This is a genomic window from Brevundimonas sp. LM2 (genome assembly GCF_002002865.1).
Lineage (GTDB): Bacteria > Pseudomonadota > Alphaproteobacteria > Caulobacterales > Caulobacteraceae > Brevundimonas.
The window spans coordinates 254830-279027 of sequence record NZ_CP019508.1 but is presented as its reverse complement, the minus strand read 5'-3'; the positions used below and the strand labels follow the sequence as shown (position 1 = coordinate 279027).

Below are 24198 nucleotides of genomic sequence, written 5' to 3'. Positions count from 1 at the left end.
CTCCCGGCTCGCCCCCTGGGATGCGCCGCGCTATATGAAACCATGCCCCGGGCCGGCACGCGCTGTGCCCATCCGATCCACAGGAATCCGTCTCATCACCCCGTCCACGACCCCGCCTATCCCCCGACGCGGTGCCCGGTGAGCCCGGTCCGCCCCGCCGGCGCCTCGCGCCTGGCGACCTATTTCCACGTCCACCTGGTGTCCGACTCCACCGGCGAGACCCTGAACGCCATGGCCAAGGCGGTGACCGCCCGGTTCGACGGCGTCATCCCGATCGAGCACATCTACGCCCTGGTCCGCTCCGACCGGCAGATGGAGCGGGTCCTGGACGAGGTGGCGACCGCTCCGGGCGTCGTCCTGCACACCATCGTCGACCGCGAGCTGCGCGCCCAGCTGGAAGAGGGCTGCCGAGCCCTGGACATTCCCCACATCGGGGCGCTGGACCCGCTGGTGGGGGCGCTGTCGCGCTATCTCGGCGCGGCGCTGTCGACGCGGGTCGGGGCTCAGCACGCCCTCGACCACGACTATTTCAACCGCATGGCGGCGCTGGACTATGCCATGGCCCACGATGACGGGCAGGGCACCAGCGAACAGCTGGAGGGCGCCGACGTCGTGCTGGTGGGCGTCAGTCGCACGTCCAAGACCCCGACCTGTATCTATCTGGCGCATCGGGGGGTGCGCGCCGCCAATGTGCCCCTGGTCCCGGGTCAGGAAGACGGAGAACGCCTGGTCGGGCTGAAGAACCCCCTGGTCGTCGGCCTGACCGTCTCGCCCGACCGTCTGATCCAGATCCGCCGCAACCGGCTGGACGGGCTGAACGCCACCCATGCCTCCGCCTATGTCGAGCCGGACGCCGTGCGCGAGGAGACGATCAAGGCCCGTCGCGCCTTCGAACGTCGGGGCTGGCCGACCATCGACGTCACGCGCCGCTCGGTGGAGGAGACCGCCGCGGCCATCCTGAACCTGCTGAACGAACGCCGCACCAAGACCGTCGGGGTGTCCTGGTGATCGCCCAGACCGGCGAGCGCCTGATCCTGGCGTCGCGCAGCGCGGCCCGACGCGCCATGCTGACCGGGGCGGGCGTGCCTTTCACCGCCCAGGACGCCGGGGTGGATGAGGCGGCGATCAAGGCCACCCTGCCCGGCATCGACCCGGCCGAACTGGCGCTGGAACTGGCGCGGGCCAAGGCCCTGGCGGTATCGCGTCACGACCCCGAAGCCTGGGTGCTCGGCTCGGACCAGACCCTGGATCTGGAAGGGACCATGGTTTCCAAGGCGCGCAACCTGCCGGAGGCGCGCGAGCGGCTGATATCGATGCGGGGCCGCACCCACCATCTGAACGCGGCGGCCGCCCTCGCCCGGGACGGTGCGGTGGTCTGGTCGGGCGTGGACACGGCGCGGATGACCTTGCGACGCTTCTCCGACGCCTTTCTCGACGCCTATCTGGAGGCCGAAGGCGAGGATCTGCTCGGATCGGTCGGCTGCTACCGGCTGGAGGGGTTGGGGTCACAGCTGTTCGACCGGGTCGAGGGCGACTATTTCACGGTCCTGGGCATGCCCCTGTGGCCGGTCCTGGCCGAACTGCGCCGGGCTGGGGTGATCGCGACGTGAACCCGGCGCGGATCACCGGGGCCGCCCGGATCGGCGGCATCGTCGGTCTGCCGGTGACCCATTCGCTGAGCCCGGTCATCCACAACGCCTGGCTCGAGGCGGCGGGGCTGGACGCCGCCTATCTCCCCTTCGCCCCGCCCGACGCCGCGGCCTTCGAGGCGCTGGTCGCGGTCGGCCGGGCCGGGCTCCTGTCCGGGCTGAACGTCACCGCCCCGTTCAAGGAACAGGCTTATGCCCTAGCCGACAGTGTTTCGGCGACGGCGCGGGCCAGCGGGTCTGCCAACATCCTGTCCTTCCGCGAGAGTCGGGTCCTGGCCGACAGCACCGACGGCGAGGGTCTGCTGTGGGCCCTGGCCCGTCAGGCCCCCGGCCTGTCGCTGACCGGCGCCATGGTCGTCATGCTGGGGGCCGGGGGTGCCGCGCGAGCAGCGGTGGCGGCCCTGGCCGGGGCGGGCGCGACCGTCCGCATCGTCAATCGGACCCCGGCCCGGGCCGAGGCCCTGGCCCGGGACCTGGGTGGAAGTGTCGAGGTCGGGGATCCGGCGACCGCCTTCGACGGCGCGGCTTTGGTCGTCAATGCGCTCAGCGTGCCGCCCGATCTGGATCCGGCCACCCTCGCCCCCGGGACGGTGGTCATGGACATGACCTATCGACCGGTCCGGACGCCGTTCCTGAAGGCGGCGGCGGCGGCGGGCCTGCTGACGGTGGACGGGCTGGCCATGCTGATCGGCCAGGCCGGGCCGTCGTTCCGGGCCATCTTCGGCCAGCCGGCTCCCGATCTCGATCCCCGTCCGCTGCTGCTGGCCCATCTGGAAGAGCCGGCGTGATCGTGCTGGGCCTGACCGGCTCGATCGGCATGGGCAAGTCCACGACGACGGCCATGTTCGCCGCGCACGGCGCGGTGATCTGGAACGCCGACGACGCGGTCCACGCCCTCTATGCCCGGGGCGGTGCGGCGGTCGGTCCGGTGGGCGAAGCCTTTCCCGGCGTGGTCGTCGACGGTGCGATCGACCGGGAGCGTCTGGCCGAGGCCCTGGGCCGGGACGACACGGCGTTCAGACGGCTGGAAACCCTCGTCCATCCCCTGGTGGCGACCGGGCGGCTGGCCGATCTGGAGGCGGCGCGCGCCTCGGGCGTTCGCCTTGCGGTCCTGGACATTCCCCTGCTGTTCGAGACGGGCGGCGACCGGGCGGTGGACGCGGTCGTCGTGGTGACGGCCTCGGCCGCGGTGCAGCGGGCCCGCGTCCTGGCCCGGCCGGGCATGACCGTCGAACGCTTCGAAACGATCCTGGCGCGCCAGCTGCCGGACGCCGAAAAGCGCCGCCGGGCCGATTTCGTCGTCGATACCGGCGAGGGGCTGGACGCCGCGCGCGCCCGGGTGGCGGAAATCGTGGGGATGGTTCTGGCTCCAGACTGGAAACGACCGCAGCGCACCCTTTCCCACCCCGGCGAACCGCCCCATTAGGGGGCATGGCTCGCGAAATCGTCCTCGATACGGAAACCACCGGCTTCGACCCCCGGACGGGCGACCGCCTGATCGAGGTCGGCTGTATCGAGATCCTGGATCTGCTGCCGACGGGCCGGACCTTTCACCGCTTCGTCAATCCCGAACGGCTGATCCCCGCCGATGCCATCCGGGTCCACGGCATCACCGACGACAAGGTCAAGGACGCGCCGAAATTCGCGGCGATCGTGGCGGATCTGATGGAATTCATCGGCGACGCCCCGGTCATCGCCCACAACGCCCAGTTCGACCGCAATTTCATCGATCACGAATGCGGGCGTTGCGGCCATCCGCTGCTGCACGAAACACGGTGGATCGACACCCTGCAGCTGGCCCAGAAACGCTTTCCGGGCATGGCCAACTCGCTGGACGCCCTGTGCAAACGCTACAAGATCAGCCTGGTCGACCGGACCCTGCACGGCGCCCTGATCGATGCCCGGCTGCTGGCCGAGGTGTATCTGGAGCTGAAGGGCGGCAAGGAGCGGGTTCTGGACCTGTCCAGCCGACGCGAACCCCAGACCGCGGCCGCCGATGCGGCCGCCGGTGGCTATGGGATTCGGCCCCGGCCCCTGGCCCCCCGCCTGGATCCCGAGGCGATCGCCGCCCATGCGGCCTTCCTGGCCGCGACGCTGAAGGACCGCTCCCTCTGGGAGGGTTACGGTCTCGTCGTCGAAGCGACCGCCTGATCGAACCTAGGCCAGGCCGCCCGGCTGGTTCTGCTGCTGCAGGCGCGCGGCGTAGATGCCGGCGAAGTCGAGCGGATCCAGCATGAAGGGCGGGTAGAAGCCCCCGTCCGCCGTGGCCCGCGCGATGATCTCGCGGGCATAGGGGAACAGATAGCGCGGGCATTCGATCAGCAGCATCGGCTCGATGTCCTGCTCGGCTACGCCCGAGATCTGGAACAGGCCGCCGTATAGAAGCTCGACCTGGAACACCGACAGGGCTTCCGTCGAGGCCTTGATCGAGAGCTTGAGATCCACTTCGAACAGACCATCCGGGCGACCCTGGGCGTTCAGCTCCACGCCCATGTCGATCGTGGGGCGGCCGTCGATCCGCAGGGAGTCCGGCGCTTTGGGGTTTTCGAACGACAGGTCGCGGACGTACTGCGCCAGGATGCGGAAGCCCGGGACGGGCGGCTGGCCCGTCGGCGCGGAGCCATTGGGGTCGGTCGGGGCGACATCGGTCATGTTCGGGAGCCGTGATCGGAGCAAGGAAAGCAGAGGCCGGGCGACTAGCATCCGGGCCCGAAGGCCGCAATGATGCCGTAACACTCGCCTCGATGACGCAGTGCCGTGCGTGTCGCCTTGCGCCGGCCTATATAGGTCCGTAATCGTCCAGCCGACGCCGTTCGTTCCTCGCCGGAGCGGACCCGCAAACCCGGGATAGACCGTGCCCTCTCAATTCCTGATCGTCATCTTCGCCGTGATCGCCGCCGTCGTCCTGTTCCAGCTCTACAATGTGCTGGGCAAGAAGGTCGGCCGCCAGCCGCAGGAAGACGCCAAGCCCCTGACGCCCGCCCTTCCGACGACCGGTGCCGATGCGCCCGCGCGGACGCCGGGGGTGGACGCCACCCTGCTGGCCGCAGCGGCCTCGCTGCGGGCCCGCGACCCGGCCTTCGACCCGGCCAAATTCATCGAAGGCGCGCGCCAGGCCTATGAAACGATCGTCCGGGGCTATGCCGCCGGCGATCGGGCGGCGTTGAAGCCCCTGCTCACCCCCGCCGTGCTCGACTCGTTCGAGACGGGCATCGCGGCGCGCGAGACGCGGGGCGAGACCGAACAGGTCGAGTTCCTGCATCCCCCCCGCGCCGATCTGGAACTGGCCTCGGCGGAGGGCGATCGCGCCGTCGCCAAGGTCCGTTTCCTGGCCGAGCTGCGGTCCAAGATCCTGCCGCCCGCCGACGAGGCCACGCCGGGCGCGACCGCCGAGCCGCGCATCGAGGAGCGCCGCACGGCCGAGCACTGGACCTTCGAGCGTTCGCTGGGCGCGTCGGATCCCAACTGGGTCCTGGCCCGGGTCGAACCCGCCAGCGCTTGAGGGTAAAGCCGAGGATGGCTACCGGGGCCGCGAGACTCGCCTGGGTCTGCGCCCTTCTGGGGGCGTCCGCGTGCTCAACCGGGCCCGCCCCGCGCCCTCCGCTGCCCACCCCGATTTCCCACCCCGTCCCGTCGCAACCGGCACCGTCCGGCCTGCCGGGACCCCAGAGCCTGCCCGGGTGGGCTGACGAGGATCATCTCGCCGCCTTTCAGGCCTACGCTGATGCCTGCCGCGTCGCCCGCGAGGCGGTTGCTTCTGCGCGATGCGAGCAGGCCCAACAGATCCGCCGGACTTCGAAGCCGGTCACGCCGTCGGCCGCGCGCGCCTTCTTTCAGGACGGGTTCGTGGTGGTGGCGGCCGAGACGCCCAACGGCCGCCCGGGGCTGATGACCGCCTATTTCGCGCCCGAATACCCGGCGCGCCGGCAGGCTGACGCCGTGTTCGATACCCCCGTCCTGGCGCGGCCGCCGGGCTGGATGCGGGGACAGGTCCTGCCCGAGCGGGCCGAGATCGAGGCCGCCGCCCCGCCCTCCCCGCCCCTGGCCTGGATGCGGGCCGAGGATCTGTTTTTCCTGCAGATCCAGGGCTCGGGCTATTTGACCTTCGAGGACGGGTCCAAGGCGCGCGCCGCTTATGCCGCCGACAACGGCCGCCCTTTCGTCGGGATCGCCCGGCCGATGGCCGAGCGGGGCCTGTTGCCGCCGAACGGCACCTCGGGCGAGGCCATCCGGGCCTGGCTGGCGACGCATCGCGGACCGGAAGCCAGGGCGGTCACGGCGCTGAACCCCCGCTATATCTATTTCGCGCTGGATGCGGACGACGGCGGCGATCCGTCGGGCGCGGCCGGTGTGCCGCTGACGGCGCGGCGCGCGATCGCGGTCGATCCGGCGAGCTGGACCTATGGTGACCTGGTGTGGATCGCGGCGGACGCCGGCAATCTGGTCGGGGCCCGGCACGGCTACCAAGGTCTGGTCATGGCCCTGGACACGGGCTCGGCCATCCGCGGACCGGTTCGGGCCGACCTCTATCTCGGGCGCGGGCCGGAGGCGGGGTCCGAGGCGGGCCCGGTGCGCCATCCCCTGCGGATGTGGCGTCTGGTGCCGCGTTAGGCTTTTGGGCCGGATGCGCCTAGGGACATGGGGCGGATTCGCCGCCAGGTTCCCCCCGTAGCATGACATCCCCGATCGAACGCATCGTCTACCGCAGCGATGCCGTGGCCCTGTCCGAAGGGCCCATCGATGTGTCGGGGATCGTCTCCACCTCGGTCCGCAACAATGCGAAACGCCGGGTGACGGGGGCGCTGGCCCTGCGCGACGGGACCTTCGTCCAGGTGCTGGAGGGCGACCCCGAGGTCCTGACGGCCCTGCTGGAAACCCTCGAAGGGGACGATCGGCACCGCAATGTGCGCGTCCTGGCCCGCTGGCCGGTTCAGGCCCAGCTGTTCATGGGATGGGCCATGGCCCTGGTGGATACGCGCGGCCTGTCGGCCCATCACTCGAAACTCCTGACCCAGACCGGATCGGGGGCCCAGGTCACCGGGGTCATGATCGATCTCGCCAGCGCTCGACTGGGGTCGATGATTTAAGGTCTAGCGCCGTTTCAATCCGCCCAGCACGCCGCGCAGCAGCTCACGCGTCAGGGTGGAGCCCGCCGTCCGCAGGACGGACTTGGTCAGGGCCTCGAGCGGGGACTGGCGCGTGGATCGGCGCGGCGCCCTGGGGGGCGGTGCCTCGCGGCGGGACGGCGCGGCCCGACCCTTCGGTGCCGGCGGCGTGGGCGCGTCGGTCGCCTGGGCCTGAACCTCGGCCTGTCGGGCGGCCAGCATCTCCTCGGCCGACTCGCGGTCGATCACGGCGTCATAGACCCCCCGCACCGGACTGGCGGCCATGACGGCCGCGCGCTCCGGGTCGGTGGCCGGTCCCAGCCGGCTGTCCGGCGGGCGGATCAGGGTGCGCTGGACGATGGTGGGCGCGCCCTTTTCGTCGAGGACCGAGACCAGGGCCTCTCCGGTGCCCAGGGCCTGGATCGCTTCGGCCGTGTCGAAGGCGGGGTTGACGCGAAAACTGTCGGACGCCGCCCGCAGCCCCCGCTGATCCGCCGGCGTATAGGCGCGCAGGGCGTGCTGGATCCGGTTGCCCAGCTGGGCCAGGACGCTGTCGGGAATGTCGGCCGGGTTCTGGGTGACGAAATAGATGCCCACGCCCTTGGACCGGATCAGGCGCACCACCTGTTCGACCTTTTCCAGCAGGGGCTTGGGGGCGTCCCGGAACAGCAGATGCGCCTCGTCGAAGAAGAAGACGAGCCGCGGCTGCTCCGGATCGCCGATCTCTGGCAGCTGTTCGAACAGTTCGGAGATCAGCCACAGCAGAAAGGCCCCGTACAGACGGGGACTGTTCATCAGCCGGGTCGAGTCCAGCACATTGACCTGACCCCGGCCGTCCAGGCCGGTGCGGATCATGTCGGTCAGCCTCAGGGCCGGTTCGCCGAAGAAGGCGTCGCCGCCGTCCTGTTCCAGCTGCAGCAGGGCGCGCTGGATCGCGGCGATCGAAGCGGGAGCGACATGGCCGACCTCCCGACCGATGCGGGCGGCATTCTCGGCGACGTGGACGAGCATGGCCCGCAGGTCCTGAAGATCGAGCAGCAGCAGCCCCTCCTGGTCGGCCACGTGGAAAACGACGCTCAGGACGCCCTCCTGCACGTCGTTCAGATCCAGCATGCGCGCCAGCAGCAGCGGCCCGATCTCGGAAACCGTGGCGCGCACGGGGTGGCCTTTCTGTCCGTACAGATCCCAGAACACCGTCGGAGCCGCGCGGGGTTCCAGGGTCAGACCCATGCCGGCCGCGCGAGCCAGCAGCTTGTCACTGGGGGTCCCGACCTGGCTGATGCCGCTGAGGTCGCCCTTCACATCGGCGCAGAAGACCGGCACGCCGCGGTCGGAAAACCCCTGGGCCATGATCTGCAGGGTCACGGTCTTGCCGGTCCCGGTAGCCCCCGCAATGACCCCGTGGCGGTTGGCCCGATGCCAGAGAAGGTGTTCCGCCCGGCCGATGCCAGGGTCGGAGGACTGCCCGAGGAACAGTCCCTCGGCGGCATTCGGGACGGGGCGGGCGGCGTCTGTCATTCTGATCTCCGGGGGTCCGGCCACCATACAGATTCCTTCGCAGCGCGGGAGGGACGATGGCGCGCGGTGCAGCTTGACCACCGGTTCGGTCACCTCCAACAGTCGGCCGATGAAATTGCCTGTCGCTCTTCCGTCCGACGCCGTTGCCCGCAACGCCCTGGTGACCCTGTCGGTGGTGGCGGTCGGCGCGGCGCTGTTCTGGTTGCGGGACATCCTGACGCCGCTGGCCATGGCCATCTTCCTGATGATCATGATCGATGGGGTGAAGCGGTTCATCGAGGAACGGACGGCCCTGCCCAGCCACTGGGCCGGGATCGCCGCCCTGACCCTGGTCATCGTCGTCTTCCTCGCGGCCATCGCCTTCATCGTCAACGGCGCGGCGGGGTTCTTCACGGACGCCTCGGGGGTCTCGAGCGGCATCGGTCCCCGGATCGACGCCATCATCGCCGATGGGGCCAAGCTGTTCGGGGTCGCCGCGCCGCCGACGGCGCAGGACCTGATCGGCAGCATCGATCTGCGCGGCTATCTGATCGGCCTGGCGACCCAGATGCAGGGCGTGGTGTCCGGATCCTTCTTCGTCCTGGTCTATCTCGGCTTCCTTCTGGCCTCCCAGGCCGGGTTCCGCCGCAAGATCATCGCCATGTTTCCGCAGCGCGATCAGCGCAACGAGGCGCTGGAGGTGTTCCAGCGGGTTCGCGGTGGGGTCGAGGGCTATCTGTGGGTCCAGGCGGTCACCGGCGTCATCATCTGTATCGCGGCCTGGATCCTGATGCGGGTCGTGGGTCTGGAGCATGCGGAGTTCTGGACGTTCGTCATCTTCGTCGTGGGCTTCATTCCGGTGCTGGGGGGCGCGATCGCGGGCCTGGCCCCGCCCTTGTTCGCCCTGGTGCAGTTCCCGACCTACTGGCCGGCCTTGATCCTGCTGATCGGTCTGCAACTGATCCTGTTCGTGGTCGGCAACCTGATTCAGCCGCGCATGCAGGGCGAGAACCAGAACATCGACCCGGTCGCGGTCCTGCTGGCCCTGGCCCTGTGGGGCAAGATGTGGGGCGTGGTCGGCATGTTCCTGTCGACGCCGCTGGCGGTCATGGCCATGGCGATCTTGGCGGAGTTCAAGGGCTCGCGATGGATCGCGGTACTGCTGTCCGGCGATGGAAAACCCTATGCCGACGAGGACCAGGGTCCGAAAGCCCACAAACCCCCTGCCAGACGACCGGACCGCGTCAAACCGCCGCGCCCCGGCGCAAGCGAACCCTGACCCGCCGCCCTTGAAGGGCGCGACCCGCTTCCCATCTTGCCTTCAGACGTCGCGGCCCCTCCCCCCTCCTGGTCGCGGCGGCATCGGACCTGCGCCCACTCCCCCCCCCCCCCGGCGCGGGTTCCAGATGAGGCCGCCGGACGCCCGTCCGGCGGCCTTTTCTCTGCCCGCTCGGCTGATGCAGGAATGTGACACCCTGGCGTGGGCCGGGTTGATCCTGCATCCGCGCGGAACGGCTGTTCGTCCCTGCCGTTAGCCCGCCGGAAGGGCGAGGTCTCGCAGCTTGCGGGTGAATTCGACCGAAGGAATATCGACTCATGACCAGAATGATGACCGCCTCCGCGGCCGCACTGCTGCTCGCAGCCGGAGCCGCCCCCGCCATGGCCCAATCGCAGGATTGGAGTGGCCTCTACGCCGGCGTCTACGGCAGCGCGACCCAGACCAACGACCAGGACGACGAACGTCTGCGGTTCGACCGCAACCTGGACGGCAATTTCGGCGACACGGTCACCTTGGCGAACCCGGCCGGGGCGGACGCCTTCAGCCCGGGCTCCTGCGATGGGGCACCCGCCTCCTCGGTGCCGGCCGGCGGTTGCGATGACGATGCCAATGGGGTCGAGGGCGGCGGACGGATCGGCTACGATTTCCAGTTCGGCAGCTTCGTCGTGGGTGCCGTCGCCGAGTATTCGGGCGTGAACGCGGAAGACAGCGTGACGTCCTACTCGACCACCCCGGCCTTCTATACGTTCGAGCGCAACCTGGAGAACCTGGCGGCTCTGCGCGCGCGCGTCGGCTATGCCTATGGGCCGGCTCTGTTCTACGCCACCGGCGGCGGGGCGACCGGCGAGATGTCCAACCGCTTCTATTCGTCGAACGGTCAGAACACCTTCACCGCCACGACCAACGACGACCAGGCGGACGGCTATCAGGCCGGCGGCGGCATTGAATATGCCCTGGCCTCTAACCTGAGCGTGACCGGCGAATACATCTACACCTCGCTGGAAGCGCCGGACTTCGACGTCCGGGTCGGTCGCGGCATCGCGATCGTCACGAACCCCTTCGTCCTGGCCCCCAACACGACGGGCACCGACATCCGCAGGTCGAACGGCCGGTTCGGCCTGCACGCTGTCCGGATCGGGATGAACTACCGCTTCTAGTCGTCGTCCGCCGACACCGATCCCGCGCCGGGTTCCCGCAAGGGAGCCCGGCGTTCGGTTTTTCTGGGCTTCCCGGCGCGCGTCGACGGGCCTATTCCGGCATCCGAGACTGGCGGCCGAGCGCCGCGTTGAACGAGACCCTGCCCATGTCCGGCGATCCGCGCGCGTCCGTCCCTTCCCCTCACACGGAGGCGCTGGCGGCGGCGTTCGCCAAGGCCCTGAAGGCCGGGACCGCCCTGGATGCGCTGGAGCAATCCTTCGTCGCCCAGGCCGCCGACGACTATGCCGAGGACGAGACGCCGGAGCTGGACCGGACGGATCTGGCGACCGTGCTGGCGGACGCCTGGCGCTGGGCCGCTCATCGCGCGCCGGGCGAGGCCCCCCGGGTCCTGATCCAGCCCCTGGCGGGGACCGAGGGCCGCCTCACTCCTTATGACGGCCTGTGGATCGTGCAGGACGACCGTCCCTTCCTGGTCGACAGCGTGATGGGGGAGCTGGCCGACGCGGGCGTGTCGGTGCGAGCCCTGTTCCACCCGGTCCTGTCCCTGGCGCGACAGGCCGACGGCAGCCGAAAGGCCAATGGCGGCGATACGCGCGAGTCCCTGATCGCCATCGTCATGGACCCCCTGCCGCCCGAACGGCGCGAATCCCTCAAGCGCGAGGTCGAGCAGGCGCTCGCGGATGTGCATGCCGCGGTCGGCGATTTCCGGGCCATGAGCGATTTGATGGCCAGCTCCGTCGCCCATCTGGAAGCCTGCCCCGGCGAGATCGATCCCGAGATCGTGGCCGAGAACCTGGCCTTCCTGCGCTGGCTGAACGACGACCATTTCGTCTTCCTGGGCGCGCGCGACTATGCCTACCCGCGGACCGCCGACGGCGGCTATGCCGCCGAGGCTCCGCTGGATCAGGCCCAGGCCGGCGTGGGCGTGCTGCGCGATCCGCAGCGGACGGTGCTGCGTCGCAGCTCGGAACCGGCCGTGCTCACCGCCCAGATGAAGCGGCAGATCGACCTGTCGGACCCCGTCACCGTGGCCAAGGCCAACCTGCGCAGCCGGGTCCATCGCCGCGCCTATATGGACTACGTGGGCGTCAAGCGTTACGGCGCGGACGGTCGCCCGGCGGGCGAGACCCGGTTCGTCGGGCTGTTCACGGCCGAGGCCTACGACCGCGCTGCCTCCCAGGTCCCCCTGATCCGCCGGAAGGTGGCCAACGCCCTGACCCGGGCGGCCAAGACCCCCGGCAGCCACAACGAGAAGCGGCTGAAGAACATCCTGGAGAATTATCCCCGGGACGAGCTGTTCCAGATTTCCGAGGACGAGCTTCTGTCCTCGGCCCTGGGTATTCTTCACCTGTACGACCGGCCACGAATCCGGATCTTCACGCGCCAGGACCCCTTCGACCGCTTCGTCTCGGTCCTGGCCTTCGTGCCGCGCGAGCGGTTCGAGTCGGCGGTACGTGAGCGGATCGGCCGGATCCTGGCGCGGGCCTGGGGCGGACGCCTGTCGGCCTGGTACCCGCAGCTGTCCGACGCCCCCCTGGTGCGCATCCACTACATCATCGGCGTGACCCCCGGCGATCACCCGACCCCGGACCCGAAGGCGCTCGAGGCCGAGGTCGCGGAGGCCGGGCGCAGCTGGGTCGACCGGTTCGAGGGTGCCCTGCGCACCGCCGACATCGACGAGAGCCAGATCGGGGCCCTGAGCCTCAAATGGTCCGACGCCTTCGGGGCCGGCTATCGCGACCGCTATGACGCGACCGAGGCCGTGACCGACCTGCAGGCGATCGACCGGCTGAACGCCTCGGGCGAGATCGGCGCGGGCGAGCCCGTGGCCGTACGCGCCTTCCGGTCGGCCGGCGACACGCCGCTGCAGTTCCGCTTCAAGCTCTACCACCGCGGCGGCGCGGTCCCGCTGTCGGACATCCTGCCCATCCTGGCCGACATGGGTCTGAAGACCCTGGAGGAGTTCGGCCATGCGATCCGCCCGGTCGAACAGGACGAGATCCACGTTCACGAATTCCTGCTGGAGGATCCGCGCGGGGCCGACCTGGCCTTCTCGGACGTGCGCGGACCGTTCGAGGCGGCCTTCACGGCCGTCTGGACCGGCCTGACCGAAAGCGACGGCTTCAACCGGTTGGTGCTCGAGCTCGGCGTCGGCTGGCGCGAGGCGGCCCTGATCCGCACCCTGGCCCGCTATCGCCAGCAGACCGGTCTGGATCCGTCCCAGGCCGTCCAGGAAGAGGCCCTGCGCGACCATCCGGACGTGGCGCGCGCCCTGTTGTCGCTGTTCGCCTGCAAGTTCGACCCGGCGCACGGCGGCTCCGCCGAGGACCGACAGTCGATGGCGGCCGAGCTGAACGACAAGATCACCGGTCTGCTGATGCAGGTGGCGTCTCTGGACCACGACCGGGCCCTGCGCCGGATGACGGCCCTGGTCGGGGCGATCAAGCGCACCAACTACTATCAGACCGCCCCGGATGGGCGCTTCAAACCCCATATCTCGATCAAGATCGCCTCGCGCGAGATCGAAGACCTGCCCCTGCCCAAGCCTTATCGCGAGATCTTCGTCTGGGCCCCGCATATCGAGGGCGTGCACCTGCGCTTCGGCCCGGTGGCGCGCGGGGGCCTGCGTTGGTCCGATCGCCGTGACGACTTCCGCACCGAGGTCCTGGGGCTGGTCAAGGCGCAGCAGGTCAAGAACGCGGTCATCGTGCCCGTCGGCTCCAAGGGCGGCTTCTTCCCGAAGAACCTGTCGCGCATCGTCCGGGCCGGGGGCGACCGCGACGCCCAGCAGGCGGAGGCCATCCGCGCCTACAAGACCTTCCTGTCGGGGCTGCTGGACATCACTGACAACATCGCCGCCGATGGATCGGTGATCCATCCGGCCCATGTCGTCGCCTATGAAGGGGACGACCCCTATCTGGTCGTGGCCGCCGACAAGGGCACCGCCACCTTCAGCGACATCGCCAACGGGGTCTCGGCCGACTACGGCTTCTGGCTGGACGACGCCTTCGCGTCCGGGGGGTCGGTCGGTTACGATCACAAGGCCATGGGCATCACGGCCCGGGGCGCGTGGGAGGCGGTCAAGCGCCACTTCCGCGAGATCGGCAAGGACATCCAGACGGAGCCCTTCACCGTCGTCGGCGTCGGCGACATGTCGGGCGACGTGTTCGGCAACGGCCTGCTGCTGTCCAAGGCCTCGAAACTGGTCGCCGCCTTCGATCACCGCGACATCTTCATCGACCCCACCCCCGACCCGGCCCGGTCGTGGGAGGAGCGCAACCGCCTGTTCCAGCTGCCGCGCTCGTCGTGGCAGGACTACGATAAGGCGCTGATCTCGAACGGGGGCGGGGTGTTCTCCCGCGCGGCCAAGTCGATTTCCCTGACGCCCGAGATCAAGGCCGCGCTCGCCATCACCGACGACGTCCTGGATCCGGTCAGCCTGATCCGCGCCATCCTGAAGGCGCCGGCCGAGCTGCTCTATCTCGGCGGCATCGGCACCTATGTGAAGTCGGTGGCCGAAACCGACGCCCAGGTCGGCGACAAGGGCACGGACGCCCTGCGCGTCAATGCCGACGAATTGCGGGTCAAGGTGGTGGGGGAGGGGGCCAACCTGGGCCTGACCCAGGCCGGGCGGATCGCCTTCGCGGCGGCCGGCGGCCGGATCAACACCGACGCCATCGACAATTCGGCCGGGGTCGATACCTCCGACCACGAGGTCAACATCAAGATCCTGATCGGCTCGGCCGTCACCAACGGCGCATTGCCGCTCGAGGAGCGGGTGCCCCTGCTGGCCTCGATGACCGAGGAGGTCGGGCTCAAGGTCCTGACGCACAACTACGACCAGACCCTGGCCCTGACCCTGCAACAGGCCGAGGGCGCGGGGGCCCTGGACAGCCAGCAGCGGTTCATGCAGGCGCTGACGGCGAAGGGCAAACTGGACCGCAAGGTCGAGGGCCTGCCCACCGACGCCCGCATCACCGAGATGAAGACGGCCGGCGTCGCCCTGACCCGGCCGGAGCTGGCCGTGCTGATGGCCTATTCGAAGCTGGAGCTGGCCGAGGAGATCGTCGCCTCCAGGGCGCCGGAGGATCCCTTCTTCGAAGAGACGCTGGTGCGCTACTTCCCCGCGCCCCTGGCCCGGTTCGAGGACCAGATGAAGGGTCACCGGCTGCGGCGCGAGATCGTCGCCACCGTGCTGTGCAACGAGATCGTCAACATGGCCGGTCCGACCTTCCCCGACCGGCTGAGGGGGGCGGCGGGCTGCGACACGACCGCCCTGGTCATCGCCTTCGAGGCGGCGCGGCGTGTGTTCCGTCTGGACGAGGCCTGGGACGCGGTCAGCGCCCTGGACCTCAAGGTGCCGGCCGAGACCCAGACCGCCCTGTATCAGGAGATCACCCTGGTCCTGCGGCGTCAGACCTTCTGGCTGGCGCGTCGGGCGTCGCGCGAGTCCGGCACGGTCCAGAGCCTGATCGCGGCCTACCGGCCCGCCGCCGATGCCCTGCGGGCCGCCGGGGGCGACGTCCTGTCACGGTTCGAACAGACCCGGCTTCAGGCGCGTCTCAAACGGTTCGCCGACATGGGGGTGGGCGAGGACCTGGCCCAGACCGTCTCGATGCTGCGGCCCCTGGTGGCCACGGCCGACATCGGCGACCTCTCGCGCGACGCCGGGGGCGGGGAGGGCGGCTGGACCGAACCCCGGATGGCGCGGCTCTATCACCAGGTCGGGGCGGCCTTCGATTTCGACCGGTTGCGGGCCGCCGCCGGGGCCGTGCCCTCGGGCGATCATTTCGATCGGCTGGCCGTGCGGCGGTTGATCGAAGACCTGATGGGCGAGCAGGTCACCCTGACGCGGTCGGTCGCCCAGGCCTCGGACCCGTCCGTCGGAGACAGCGAGGCGACGGCCGAAGCCGCCGTCGATGCCTGGATCGGGCCGCGTCAGGCCATGGTCGAGGGCGTCCGGTCGGCCGTGGACGAGATCGAGGCCTCCGGCACCGGCTGGACCTTCGCCAAACTGACCATCGCCAACGGCCAGATCCGCAGCGTGGCGGGATCCGCCTGATGCCCCGGAAATTCCTGGTCGTCGTCGATGACAGCCCCGAGTTCGAGGCGGCCCTGCGCTATGCCGCGCGGCGGGCCCGGTCGACCGGGGGCCGCGTCGCCCTGCTGCGGATCCTGCCCGATGGGTCGGACGAGCAGTGGGCCGGCGTGCGCGACGAGATCCAGCGCCAGCAGCGCGCCGAGGCCGAGATTCTGCTGGCGCGTCTGGGCGAGGAAGCCCAGCAGCGCTCGGGTTCGGCGCCCATCTTCCTGATCGAGGAGGGCGAGCCCCAGGCGGCGATCCGCAAGGTCTGCGGCGAGGATGCGGAGATCAAGATCCTCGTCCTGGCCTCGGCGAGCGGGTCGCGGGGCCCGGGCCCGCTGGTGTCGGCCGTGCTGAAGCAGGGCGCGGCCTTCGGCGGGCGCAAACTGCCGGTGACGATCGTGCCGGGCGAACTGACCGACGCCGAGATCGAGGACCTGGCATAAGCGAAGAGCGCTAACGCTCGGCTCGCGGAGCCTCGCTGCTTGAGCGCGACCGGTCGGGCGCGAGCGCTGTTCAAGCGGGCTTGATGTTCCTACGCAGGGCCTTGCACAGGCGCAGGCCTTGAACGCCGCCGCCGCGGGGCGCATCTCTCGCTCATGTTCATCCAGACCGAACCGACCCCGAACCCCAATGCGCTGAAGTTCCTGCCGGGCCGCGATGTGGCTGTCGGCGGCTCGCGCGAGTTCCTGAGCATCGACCAGGCGACGGCCTCGCCCCTGGCGGAGGCCCTGTTCGAACTCGAAGACGTGACCGGCGTCTTCTTCGGCGGCGACCACATCTCCGTCACCCGCGCCGAACACGGCCGCGACTGGAGCGCCCTGAAGCCCGAGATCCTGTCGGTCATCATGGACCATTTCGTTTCGGGCGCGCCGCTGATGCGGGACGCGGCCGAGACCGCCGACCACGCCGCCGACGATTCCGAGATCGTGGCCGAGATCAAGGCGCTGCTGGACAGCCGCATCCGTCCCGCCGTGGCCCAGGACGGCGGCGACATCCTGTTCGACGCCTTCGACGAGGCGACCGGGGTGCTGAGCCTGCGGATGCGCGGGGCCTGCGCCGGCTGTCCGTCCTCGGCCATGACGCTGAAGGCCGGGGTCGAGCAGATGATGCGCCACTACGTGCCCGAGGTGACCAGCGTCGAGCAGGTCATCTAGGCGCTCACCACGCTGAAACGGAATCGTATGGCTCGCGTGTTCGGTTTCAGCCATGATGCGATATGGCTCGCTTTCATCCCGATCCGCAGGTGACCGCCCTGGGCGAGGCCCTGGCCGCCCTGCGGCGCGAATCGGGCCTCAGCCAGGCGGAGGCCGGCGCGCGCGCGGGCATGACCAGCCAGGGATGGGGTCTCTATGAAGGGGGCCGGCGCCCCGGACTGTTTCGGCCGGATGTGCAGCGCCGTCTGACCGAAGCCCTGGGCGTCACTCCCGAGGATCTGGCCCTGACGCTCGCGGCCCGGTCGAGCTCGGTCCCGGACAGTCCGGCTTCAAGCGTCAGGAGCCCTGGGCGGGGATTCAAGGGGACAGCGGCCTCCCGTGCGCCGGCCTTGGAACGCATGTCGCTGTCGACCGACGAACTCGCGCCTTGGGCGGTCTCCGGCGTGGTGCTGGAGTTCGACGCCGGTCGCTGGCCGCGCCGGGACCAGGGCTGCGTCATCGACCTCAAGGACGGCAGCCGGATCGTGCGCATCTATGTCGGGGCGGACGCGGACCACCTCCACCTTCGGGGCGGTCCCGGCGGGCTGGACAGCGCGACGTCCCTCGACCGATCCACCGTGGCCCGCGTCGCGACGGTGCGGGCAAGGCTTGACGAATGAAACAAAATAATTGCAACGCGCGCCAGATTATGAAACAACGACGTTGTCTCCGATTGCAGCGGATTGTTTTGAATGGCGCGCGCTCCTCATGCCGTGGACCTGTATGTCGGGATGCGGATCGTCGCCCGGCGGACCGCGCTCGGCCTGTCCCAGACCGCGCTGGCTCAGCGGGTGGGCATCAGCTCCCAACAGGTTCAGAAATACGAGGCCGGGACGAACCGGATCTCTGCCTCCAGACTGAGCGCGATCGCCCGAACCCTGGGTCAGGCCCCCGGAGCCTTCTTTCCGGACGGCGCGGACACGATCGGTCCGGGCATGGAGACGGCCGACGAGACCGGTCTGCGGTTCATGACGGCGACGCCGGAGGGCCGCGCCGTGGCCGCGGGCTTTCCCTTGATCGCGGACCGGCGGCTGCGTCAGGCCGTGGCGCTGATCGTCGAGACGCTGGCCCCGACGTGAGCGTATCGACGGGCGCCGAGGTAGGATCTCCGTCATGAGCGTGCTGGTTCTCGACACGGCCCTGGGCGTGTGCACGGCGGCCGTCTTCGCCGACGGCGTGGCGCTGGCGATCCGATCCGAGGCGATGACGCGCGGTCACGCCGAGCGGCTGGCGGGCTTCGCACGGGACGCGGTGGCCGCGGCCGGGGGCGGGTTCGAGGCCCTGGACCGGATCGGCGTGACCGTGGGGCCGGGGTCGTTCACGGGGCTTCGCGTCGGCCTGGCCTTCGCCCAGGGGCTGGGCGCGGCGCTGGATCGGCCGGTGGTCGGCATCTCGACGCTACAGGCCCTGGCCGCCTCCGCGCCCGGCGGCCCAGCGGGTCCCATTGCTGCCGTCATCGATGCGCGGCGGGGCGAGGTCTATCTTCAGCGGTTCGCGGACGGCGCGCCGTTGGGGCCACCGGAGGCCCTGGACGTGGATGCGGCCCGGGGGCGGCTAGACGACGCCGACTGGACCCTGGTCGGCAGCGGCGCGGGGCTCCTGTTTCCTGACCGGGCCAGCGCGGTCCTGGATCCGGCCCCCGGGGCGCTCGCCGGCCTGACCGCGTCGCTGGATCCGGTCAGCCACCCGCCGCGCCCGGTCTATCTGCGGGCCCCCGACGCCGTCCCGCCGACGCGGCTTCCGGGTCAGCCCCGGCCGGTCGGAACGGCGCTCCGGTGAGGGAAGATTCGGTGCCGGACGCTGCGTTGGCCGAGGCCCTGGCCGCGCTTCACGCCGAGGCCTTCGACTCGCCCTGGTCGGCTTCGGCCTTCGCCGGCCTGCTGGGCCAGCCCGGCGTGCTTCTTCGGGCGGAGACGGACGGGTTCGTGCTGGTTCAGCTGGCCGCCGACGAGGCCGAGATCCTGACCCTGGCCGTGCGACCGTCGGCGCGACGACGCGGCACGGGCTCGCGCCTGGTCGCGGCCGTCTCGGACCGGGCCTTCGACCTGGGAGCCCGAAGGCTGTTCCTCGAGGTGGCCGAGGACAATGCGCCGGCCCGCGCCCTCTACGCCGCCCTGGGGTTCGAACCGGCCGGTCGGCGACCGTGCTACTACGCCCGTTCGGACGGGCCGCCCGTCGACGCCTTGCTACTGGTTCTCAACTTGTCCGGACGCCTTCCCACGGCGTGATCGCGGCCCTATCTTCGCCCCCTATGGACCGGATCGAAAAACTCTGCGCCGAGCGCGGCATGCGCATGACCGAACAGCGGCGCGTCATCGCCCGCGTTCTGGGCAGTGCGGAGGATCATCCGGACGTCGAGGAACTGTACCGCCGCGCCTCCGGCATCGATCCCCATATCTCCATCGCCACCGTGTATCGCACCGTGCGTCTGTTCGAAGAGGCCGGGGTGGTCGAGAAGCATGATTTCGGCGATGGCCGGTCGCGCTATGAAGAGGCGGGCGACGACCATCACGACCACCTGATCGACACCCGCACGGGCGAGGTCATCGAGTTCTTCGACGCCGAGATCGAACGGCTGAAGAACGAGATCGCCGAACGCCTGGGCTTCGAACTGGTCGGCCACAAGCTGGAGCTCTACGGCAAGGCCATCGAGGGTGCCGAGCCGTCCAAGCGCGAGGGGCTGATCTTCACCCGCAACGCGGCGCGGGTCGATCCGGACGCCCTGTCCTGAACCAAGACAGACCGGCGGCTGTCTTGCGGGGGTCAAGATCGGCGATCATAAGCGCGCCATGACCGATATCCTCGCCCCGACCGAGGTCGATGGGCCGGCCGCGCCACCGGCCAAGCGGCTGTTCATCAAGACCTACGGCTGTCAGATGAACGTCTATGATTCCGAGCGCATGGCCGATGTCCTGCGCCCGCTGGGCTATGCGCCGACGGACACGCCCGAGGGGGCCGATTTCGTCATCCTGAACACCTGCCATATCCGCGAGAAGGCGGCCGAGAAGGTCTATTCGGAGCTGGGCAAGCTGCGGCTGATGAAGCTGGACAAGGCGGCCGCGGGCGGCGGGGCCATGACCATCGCCGTGGCCGGCTGCGTCGCCCAGGCGGAGGGCGAGGAGATCATGCGCCGCCAGCCCGCGGTCGACATCGTGGTCGGGCCCCAGGCCTATCACCAGCTGCCCGAGCTGCTGACCCGCACGGCGCGGGCCCGGGGCGAGCGGATCGGCGCGGACTTCGCCCCGAACGAGAAGTTCGACGCCATGCCGGCGATGCGCGGCGTCGACGGGCCGACGGCCTTCCTGACGGTGCAGGAGGGGTGCGACAAGTTCTGCAGCTTCTGCGTCGTGCCCTATACGCGCGGGGCCGAATGGTCGCGGCCGGTGGGCGACGTCCTGGCCGAGGCGCGCGGCCTGGCCGCACAGGGGGTGCGCGAGCTGACCCTGCTGGGCCAGAACGTGAATGCCTACGACGGGCTGGGCGAGGGCGGCGGGGTCTGGACCCTGGCCCGACTCGCCCGGGCCCTGGCCGAGATCCCCGGCATCGACCGGATTCGCTATACCACCAGCCATCCCAACGACATGTCCGACGACCTGATCGAGGCGCATCGCGAGCTGGACGCCCTGATGCCCTATCTGCACCTGCCGGTGCAGTCGGGCTCGGACCGCATCCTTCGGGCCATGAACCGCAAGCACGGGCGGGGCAAATACATCGACCTGATCGGCCGTATCCGCGACGCCCGGCCAGACATCGCCATCTCCGGCGATTTCATCGTGGGATTTCCGGGAGAGACGGAGCGGGACTTCGAGGACACCCTGTCGCTGGTGCGGGACATTGGCTACGCCTCGGCCTTCACCTTCATGTATTCGCCCCGGCCCGGAACGCCCGCCGCGAGCATGGGCACCCAGGTGCCGCCCGAGGTGGCGCTGGCGCGGCTGCACGCGCTTCAGGCGCTGATCGTCAAGCAGCAGCTGGCCTTCAACGTCGCCCAGGCGGGCAAGACGCTGAACGTCCTGTTCGAAAAGCCGGGTCGCAACGGTCGCCAGGCGATCGGACGCTCCCCATATCTGCAATCGGTCCACGTCGAGGATGCGGATCACCTGATCGGCCAGATCGTTCCGGTCCGGATCGAACATGGTCAGCAAAACAGTTTGAAAGGGCGACTTCTTGGCGCGTGAGAGCGAGTTTCTGGCCCTGGACGATGCGTCGCTTCGGGCGGTCATCGGGCCCAACAGCCGCCACGTCGCCCTGATCGAGGACGCGTTCAAGGTGCTGATCGAGGCCCCGGGCGGGGGCGTGTCCATCAACGGGGGCGCGCGCGACCGCGCCAATGCCAAGGCGGTCATCGCCGGACTGATCACGCGCGCCGAGAAGGGGGCCGAGGTCAACGAAGCCGACGTGCGCGCCGGCATCGGCCAGGCGCGGGGCATCGGCGGCAAGGGGTCGTCGAACGATGCCATGGCGCTGCCCGTCGGAAAACGCGGCGCCATCGTGCCCAAGACCAATGCCCAGGCCCGCTATCTGGACATCCTGGCCAACCACGAACTGAGCTTCGGGGTCGGCCCGGCGGGGACCGGCAAGACCTTCCTGGCGGCCGCCTATGGGGCCTCCCTGCTGCGGCGTGGACAGGTGGACCGGTTGGTCATCACCCGCCCGGCGGTCGAGGCGGGCGAAAAGCTGGGCTTCCTGCCGGGCGATCTGAACGAGAAGGTCGATCCGTATCTGGCGCCGATCTGGGAAGCCCTGAACGATATCCTGGGAGCCGAGGACGTGCAGCGGCGGCGCGACAAGGGCGAGATCGAGGCGGCCCCGATCGCCTTCATGCGCGGTCGCACCCTGAGCCATGCCTTCGTCATCGTCGACGAGGCCCAGAACACCAGCCGGCTGCAGATGAAGATGGTCCTGACCCGGCTGGGGGAGGGGGCCCGCATGGTCGTGACCGGCGATCCGTCGCAGATCGACCTGCTGAACCCGCGCGACTCCGGCCTGGCCCATGCCCTGCGCATCCTGCGCGACGTGAAGGGCGTCGGAGTGCTGGAGTTCGAGGCCCAGGACGTGGTGCGCCACGCCATGGTCGAGCGCATCGTCCGCGCCTATGACGCCGATGCGGCCGGCGGGCGGCCCAAGGCCGAGCTCGAGGACGGCAGCCGCAAGGACCCGGCCGCTTGATCGAGGTCGAGATCGAGGCCGACGACTGGACGGACGCCATCGACGACGTCGAGGCGGCGGTCGACCGGGCGGCGGTGGCCGCGCGCGGCGATCGGACCGGCGGCGTGGTCGTGCTGCTGACCGACGACGCCACGGTGCAGGACCTGAATGCGCGGTTCCGCGGCAAGGACCGAGCGACCAACGTCCTGTCCTTCCCCGCCGCGGCCATGCCGGGGCTCGACCCTGCGCCGCTGGGCGACATCGTCCTGGCCTACGGCGTCTGCGCGGCGGAAGCGGAAGCGCAGGGCAAGACCCTGACCGATCACCTGACCCATCTGGTGGTGCACGGCGTGCTGCATCTGGCCGGTCGCGACCACGAGGACGAGGCGGAGGCCGAGGCCATGGAGGCCGAGGAGCGGGCCATCCTTGCCAGGCTGGGGGTCGCGGACCCATACACGCTGCCGCATGACGTATGATCCGCAGACCCTGTTGAGCCGCGCCCTGAGCGGGCGGATCACGCGCATCGTCCTGGCGTTGGCGGCCGGGATCGCGGCGGCCCTGGCGCATCCGCCGTTCGGCTTCCTGCCGGGCCTGCTCGCCTACCCCCTGCTGATGCTGCTGGCCGAACGGTCCCGCTCGACCCGCGGGGCCTTCTGGGTCGGGTGGCTGGCCGGGTTCGGCTATTTCGGCGTCGGCTGCTGGTGGGTGGCCGAGGCGTTTCTGGTCAATCCGGCCCAGGCCTGGATGGCCCCCTTCGCCGCCAGCCTGCTGCCCGCGGGGATCGGTCTGTTCTGGGGCGGGGCCACGGCCCTGTATCGCCGCTTCGCCCCGGCCGGCGTCGGCCGTGTCCTGGTCTTCGCCGCCCTGTTCGGCCTGTTCGAGTGGCTGAGGGGCCATGTGTTGACCGGGTTCCCGTGGAATCCGGCGGGGGCCAGCTGGGCGGCCGGCTCGGCCGGGTCGCAGTTCGCCTCGGTGGTGGGGGTCTATGGGCTCGGGCTGGTGACCGTGGCCGCGGTGTCGTGCTTCGGCCTGCTGCTCGGCGACGGGCGGCGCAAGGCGCGGGTGGGCGCGGCGTCGGCGGGGGCGATCGCCCTGCTGGCCCTGCTGGTGTTCGGCGCGGCAAGGCTGAACGGGGCGGTCGTGGAGCCGGGCGAGACCCTGGTCCGCATCGTCCAGGCCGACGTCCAGCAGGAGTCCAAATGGACGCCCGAGGCCTATCGGTCGATCGTCGATCGCTACGTGAACCTGACCGGTCGGCCGGCGGCGCGTCAGCCGGACATCGTCGTCTGGCCCGAAGGGGCCCTGCCGGCCAGTTTCAACGACGTCTTCGGTCCGGAGTCTCTGGACGGCTCGGCCATCGCGCGGGCCCTGCAGCCGGGGCAGACCCTGCTGGCCGGGTTGGCGCGGGGCGAAGCCGGGGCCGACGGGCGCGCGCGTTACTACAACAGCCTGTTCGCTCTGGAGGACGTCGGCGCGGGCGGCCTGCGCATCGCGGCGGTCTATGACAAGTATCGGCTGGTGCCGTTCGGCGAATTCCTGCCGCTCGGCGATTTGCTGGGGGCCCTGGGCGTGCGCAGCCTGGTCCACATGCCGGCCGACTTCAGCCCCGGCCCGCGTCCGTCGCCGATCGCCCTGCCCAATGGCGACCGCGTCCAGCCGCTGATCTGCTACGAGAGCCTGTATCCGGGGTTCACACCGGGCGGGCGGGGTCGGCCCGAATGGATCGCCAACGTCTCCAACGACGCCTGGTTCGGGGCGACCTCGGGCCCGATCCAGCATCTGAACCTGGCCAGCTATCGGGCGATCGAGACGGGTCTTCCGGTCGTGCGCGCGACCCCCACCGGCGTGTCGGCCGTGATCGATCCCTGGGGGCGGGTGGTCCCGGGCCAGCGGCTGGATACGGGTGAGAGCGGCGTGATCGACGCGGTCCTGCCCCGGGCGACGGGATCCACCCCCTATGGGCGGTTCGGCGACCTCCTGCTCGGCCTGATGATCCTGGCGGGGTTGAGCCCGCTGCTGGCCGGCCGGCTGGGCCGGGCTCGTCCTGCCGCACCGGACACCCTGCCAAGACCTTGATCGTACG

The 24198-nt window shown here is 70.1% G+C and carries 24 protein-coding genes; 22 read left to right on the top strand and 2 right to left on the bottom strand.

What is annotated here, in order from left to right:
* Window positions 1-138: 138 nt before the first annotated feature.
* The 5 genes from BZG35_RS01425 to dnaQ are packed head-to-tail and all read left to right on the top strand — an operon-like array spanning window position 139 to window position 3800.
* Window positions 139-1008, top strand: coding sequence for a pyruvate, water dikinase regulatory protein (locus tag BZG35_RS01425; protein ID WP_077354015.1), 870 nt, complete (start codon window positions 139-141; stop codon window positions 1006-1008).
* Window positions 1005-1610 (top strand): Maf family protein, encoded by a 606-nt coding sequence (locus tag BZG35_RS01420; RefSeq protein ID WP_256364132.1) that lies wholly within the window; start codon window positions 1005-1007, stop codon window positions 1608-1610. Before BZG35_RS01425 ends, BZG35_RS01420 begins: the two co-directional genes overlap by 4 nt.
* Window positions 1607-2437, top strand: coding sequence for a shikimate dehydrogenase (locus tag BZG35_RS01415; RefSeq protein ID WP_077354014.1), 831 nt, complete (start codon window positions 1607-1609; stop codon window positions 2435-2437). The genes BZG35_RS01420 and BZG35_RS01415 overlap by 4 nt, the downstream gene beginning before the upstream one ends.
* A complete protein-coding gene (gene coaE / locus BZG35_RS01410; RefSeq protein WP_077354013.1) occupies window positions 2434-3075 on the top strand; it encodes a dephospho-CoA kinase in 642 nt (213 codons plus the stop codon). Before BZG35_RS01415 ends, coaE begins: the two co-directional genes overlap by 4 nt.
* A 5-nt stretch (window positions 3076-3080) precedes the next feature.
* A complete protein-coding gene (dnaQ, locus tag BZG35_RS01405; RefSeq protein WP_077354012.1) occupies window positions 3081-3800 on the top strand; it encodes a DNA polymerase III subunit epsilon in 720 nt (239 codons plus the stop codon).
* A gap of 6 nt (window positions 3801-3806) precedes the next feature.
* Here the strand turns inward: dnaQ and secB are convergent, their stop codons facing one another.
* A complete protein-coding gene (gene secB, locus BZG35_RS01400) occupies window positions 3807-4301 on the bottom strand; it encodes a protein-export chaperone SecB (protein ID WP_077354011.1) in 495 nt (164 codons plus the stop codon).
* A gap of 202 nt (window positions 4302-4503) precedes the next feature.
* Between secB and timA the strand changes: the two genes are divergently transcribed.
* The 3 genes from timA (at window position 4504) to BZG35_RS01385 (ending at window position 6736) form a co-directional block, all read left to right on the top strand.
* A complete protein-coding gene (gene timA / locus BZG35_RS01395) occupies window positions 4504-5151 on the top strand; it encodes a TIM44-related membrane protein TimA (protein WP_077354010.1) in 648 nt (215 codons plus the stop codon).
* Between the two features lie 14 nt (window positions 5152-5165).
* Window positions 5166-6260: an MltA domain-containing protein gene (locus BZG35_RS01390; RefSeq protein WP_077354009.1), complete on the top strand. Its 1095-nt coding sequence runs from the start codon at window positions 5166-5168 to the stop codon at window positions 6258-6260.
* 62 nt (window positions 6261-6322) lie between these two features.
* Window positions 6323-6736, top strand: coding sequence for a BLUF domain-containing protein (locus tag BZG35_RS01385; protein ID WP_077354008.1), 414 nt, complete (start codon window positions 6323-6325; stop codon window positions 6734-6736).
* A 3-nt stretch (window positions 6737-6739) separates the two neighbouring features.
* On the opposite strand, the gene BZG35_RS01380 is transcribed toward BZG35_RS01385, so the two are convergent.
* Complete coding sequence (locus BZG35_RS01380; RefSeq protein WP_077357715.1) at window positions 6740-8272, bottom strand: helicase HerA-like domain-containing protein; 1533 nt, start codon at window positions 8270-8272, stop codon at window positions 6740-6742.
* Window positions 8273-8381: 109 nt separating this feature from the next.
* On the opposite strand from BZG35_RS01380, the gene BZG35_RS01375 reads away from it, so the two are divergent.
* From BZG35_RS01375 to lnt, 14 genes are all read left to right on the top strand, one after another.
* Window positions 8382-9530, top strand: coding sequence for an AI-2E family transporter (locus BZG35_RS01375; protein WP_077357713.1), 1149 nt, complete (start codon window positions 8382-8384; stop codon window positions 9528-9530).
* Window positions 9531-9847: 317 nt separating this feature from the next.
* Window positions 9848-10687 (top strand): outer membrane protein, encoded by an 840-nt coding sequence (locus BZG35_RS01370; RefSeq protein WP_077354007.1) that lies wholly within the window; start codon window positions 9848-9850, stop codon window positions 10685-10687.
* 146 nt (window positions 10688-10833) lie between these two features.
* Window positions 10834-15750, top strand: coding sequence for an NAD-glutamate dehydrogenase (locus BZG35_RS01365; protein WP_077357711.1), 4917 nt, complete (start codon window positions 10834-10836; stop codon window positions 15748-15750).
* Window positions 15750-16217 carry a universal stress protein gene (locus tag BZG35_RS01360; protein ID WP_077354006.1) on the top strand — a complete coding sequence of 156 codons (468 nt, stop codon included), beginning with the start codon at window positions 15750-15752 and terminating at the stop codon, window positions 16215-16217. Before BZG35_RS01365 ends, BZG35_RS01360 begins: the two co-directional genes overlap by 1 nt.
* A 153-nt stretch (window positions 16218-16370) precedes the next feature.
* Window positions 16371-16928, top strand: coding sequence for a NifU family protein (locus BZG35_RS01355; RefSeq protein ID WP_077354005.1), 558 nt, complete (start codon window positions 16371-16373; stop codon window positions 16926-16928).
* A gap of 62 nt (window positions 16929-16990) precedes the next feature.
* Window positions 16991-17587, top strand: coding sequence for a helix-turn-helix transcriptional regulator (locus tag BZG35_RS01350; RefSeq protein WP_077354004.1), 597 nt, complete (start codon window positions 16991-16993; stop codon window positions 17585-17587).
* Between the two features lie 72 nt (window positions 17588-17659).
* Window positions 17660-18046, top strand: a complete 387-nt coding sequence (locus tag BZG35_RS01345) for a helix-turn-helix domain-containing protein (RefSeq protein WP_077354003.1) — start codon at window positions 17660-17662, stop codon at window positions 18044-18046.
* A gap of 34 nt (window positions 18047-18080) precedes the next feature.
* Window positions 18081-18746 carry a tRNA (adenosine(37)-N6)-threonylcarbamoyltransferase complex dimerization subunit type 1 TsaB gene (gene tsaB / locus BZG35_RS01340; protein WP_077354002.1) on the top strand — a complete coding sequence of 222 codons (666 nt, stop codon included), beginning with the start codon at window positions 18081-18083 and terminating at the stop codon, window positions 18744-18746.
* Window positions 18747-18757: 11 nt separating this feature from the next.
* Complete coding sequence (locus tag BZG35_RS01335) at window positions 18758-19195, top strand: GNAT family N-acetyltransferase (RefSeq protein WP_077357709.1); 438 nt, start codon at window positions 18758-18760, stop codon at window positions 19193-19195.
* A 23-nt stretch (window positions 19196-19218) separates the two neighbouring features.
* Window positions 19219-19698 carry a Fur family transcriptional regulator gene (locus BZG35_RS01330; protein ID WP_077354001.1) on the top strand — a complete coding sequence of 160 codons (480 nt, stop codon included), beginning with the start codon at window positions 19219-19221 and terminating at the stop codon, window positions 19696-19698.
* A 58-nt stretch (window positions 19699-19756) separates the two neighbouring features.
* On the top strand, window positions 19757-21145 hold the full coding sequence (gene miaB / locus BZG35_RS01325; protein WP_077354000.1) for a tRNA (N6-isopentenyl adenosine(37)-C2)-methylthiotransferase MiaB: 1389 nt from the start codon (window positions 19757-19759) through the stop codon (window positions 21143-21145).
* On the top strand, window positions 21135-22136 hold the full coding sequence (locus BZG35_RS01320) for a PhoH family protein (RefSeq protein ID WP_077353999.1): 1002 nt from the start codon (window positions 21135-21137) through the stop codon (window positions 22134-22136). The genes miaB and BZG35_RS01320 overlap by 11 nt, the downstream gene beginning before the upstream one ends.
* Window positions 22133-22591 carry an rRNA maturation RNase YbeY gene (gene ybeY / locus BZG35_RS01315; RefSeq protein WP_077353998.1) on the top strand — a complete coding sequence of 153 codons (459 nt, stop codon included), beginning with the start codon at window positions 22133-22135 and terminating at the stop codon, window positions 22589-22591. The genes BZG35_RS01320 and ybeY overlap by 4 nt, the downstream gene beginning before the upstream one ends.
* The gene (gene lnt / locus BZG35_RS01310) at window positions 22581-24191 is read left to right on the top strand and encodes an apolipoprotein N-acyltransferase (protein WP_077353997.1); all 1611 of its coding nucleotides are present in this window, start codon (window positions 22581-22583) and stop codon (window positions 24189-24191) included. Before ybeY ends, lnt begins: the two co-directional genes overlap by 11 nt.
* The last annotated feature ends 7 nt before the right edge of the window (window positions 24192-24198 follow it).

Coding starts and splice junctions, on each gene's coding strand:
- tsaB (WP_077354002.1), top strand. CDS start 18,081: ATGAGCGTGCTGGTTCTCGACACGGCCCTGGGCGTGTGCACGGCGGCC.
- BZG35_RS01355 (WP_077354005.1), top strand. CDS start 16,371: ATGTTCATCCAGACCGAACCGACCCCGAACCCCAATGCGCTGAAGTTC.
- BZG35_RS01350 (WP_077354004.1), top strand. CDS start 16,991: ATGGCTCGCTTTCATCCCGATCCGCAGGTGACCGCCCTGGGCGAGGCC.
- BZG35_RS01365 (WP_077357711.1), top strand. CDS start 10,834: ATGTCCGGCGATCCGCGCGCGTCCGTCCCTTCCCCTCACACGGAGGCG.
- miaB (WP_077354000.1), top strand. CDS start 19,757: ATGACCGATATCCTCGCCCCGACCGAGGTCGATGGGCCGGCCGCGCCA.
- BZG35_RS01330 (WP_077354001.1), top strand. CDS start 19,219: ATGGACCGGATCGAAAAACTCTGCGCCGAGCGCGGCATGCGCATGACC.
- BZG35_RS01385 (WP_077354008.1), top strand. CDS start 6,323: ATGACATCCCCGATCGAACGCATCGTCTACCGCAGCGATGCCGTGGCC.
- dnaQ (WP_077354012.1), top strand. CDS start 3,081: ATGGCTCGCGAAATCGTCCTCGATACGGAAACCACCGGCTTCGACCCC.
- BZG35_RS01390 (WP_077354009.1), top strand. CDS start 5,166: ATGGCTACCGGGGCCGCGAGACTCGCCTGGGTCTGCGCCCTTCTGGGG.
- BZG35_RS01370 (WP_077354007.1), top strand. CDS start 9,848: ATGACCAGAATGATGACCGCCTCCGCGGCCGCACTGCTGCTCGCAGCC.
- BZG35_RS01345 (WP_077354003.1), top strand. CDS start 17,660: ATGGCGCGCGCTCCTCATGCCGTGGACCTGTATGTCGGGATGCGGATC.
- lnt (WP_077353997.1), top strand. CDS start 22,581: ATGACGTATGATCCGCAGACCCTGTTGAGCCGCGCCCTGAGCGGGCGG.
- BZG35_RS01375 (WP_077357713.1), top strand. CDS start 8,382: ATGAAATTGCCTGTCGCTCTTCCGTCCGACGCCGTTGCCCGCAACGCC.
- BZG35_RS01360 (WP_077354006.1), top strand. CDS start 15,750: ATGCCCCGGAAATTCCTGGTCGTCGTCGATGACAGCCCCGAGTTCGAG.
- secB (WP_077354011.1), bottom strand. CDS start 4,301: ATGACCGATGTCGCCCCGACCGACCCCAATGGCTCCGCGCCGACGGGC.
- BZG35_RS01380 (WP_077357715.1), bottom strand. CDS start 8,272: ATGACAGACGCCGCCCGCCCCGTCCCGAATGCCGCCGAGGGACTGTTC.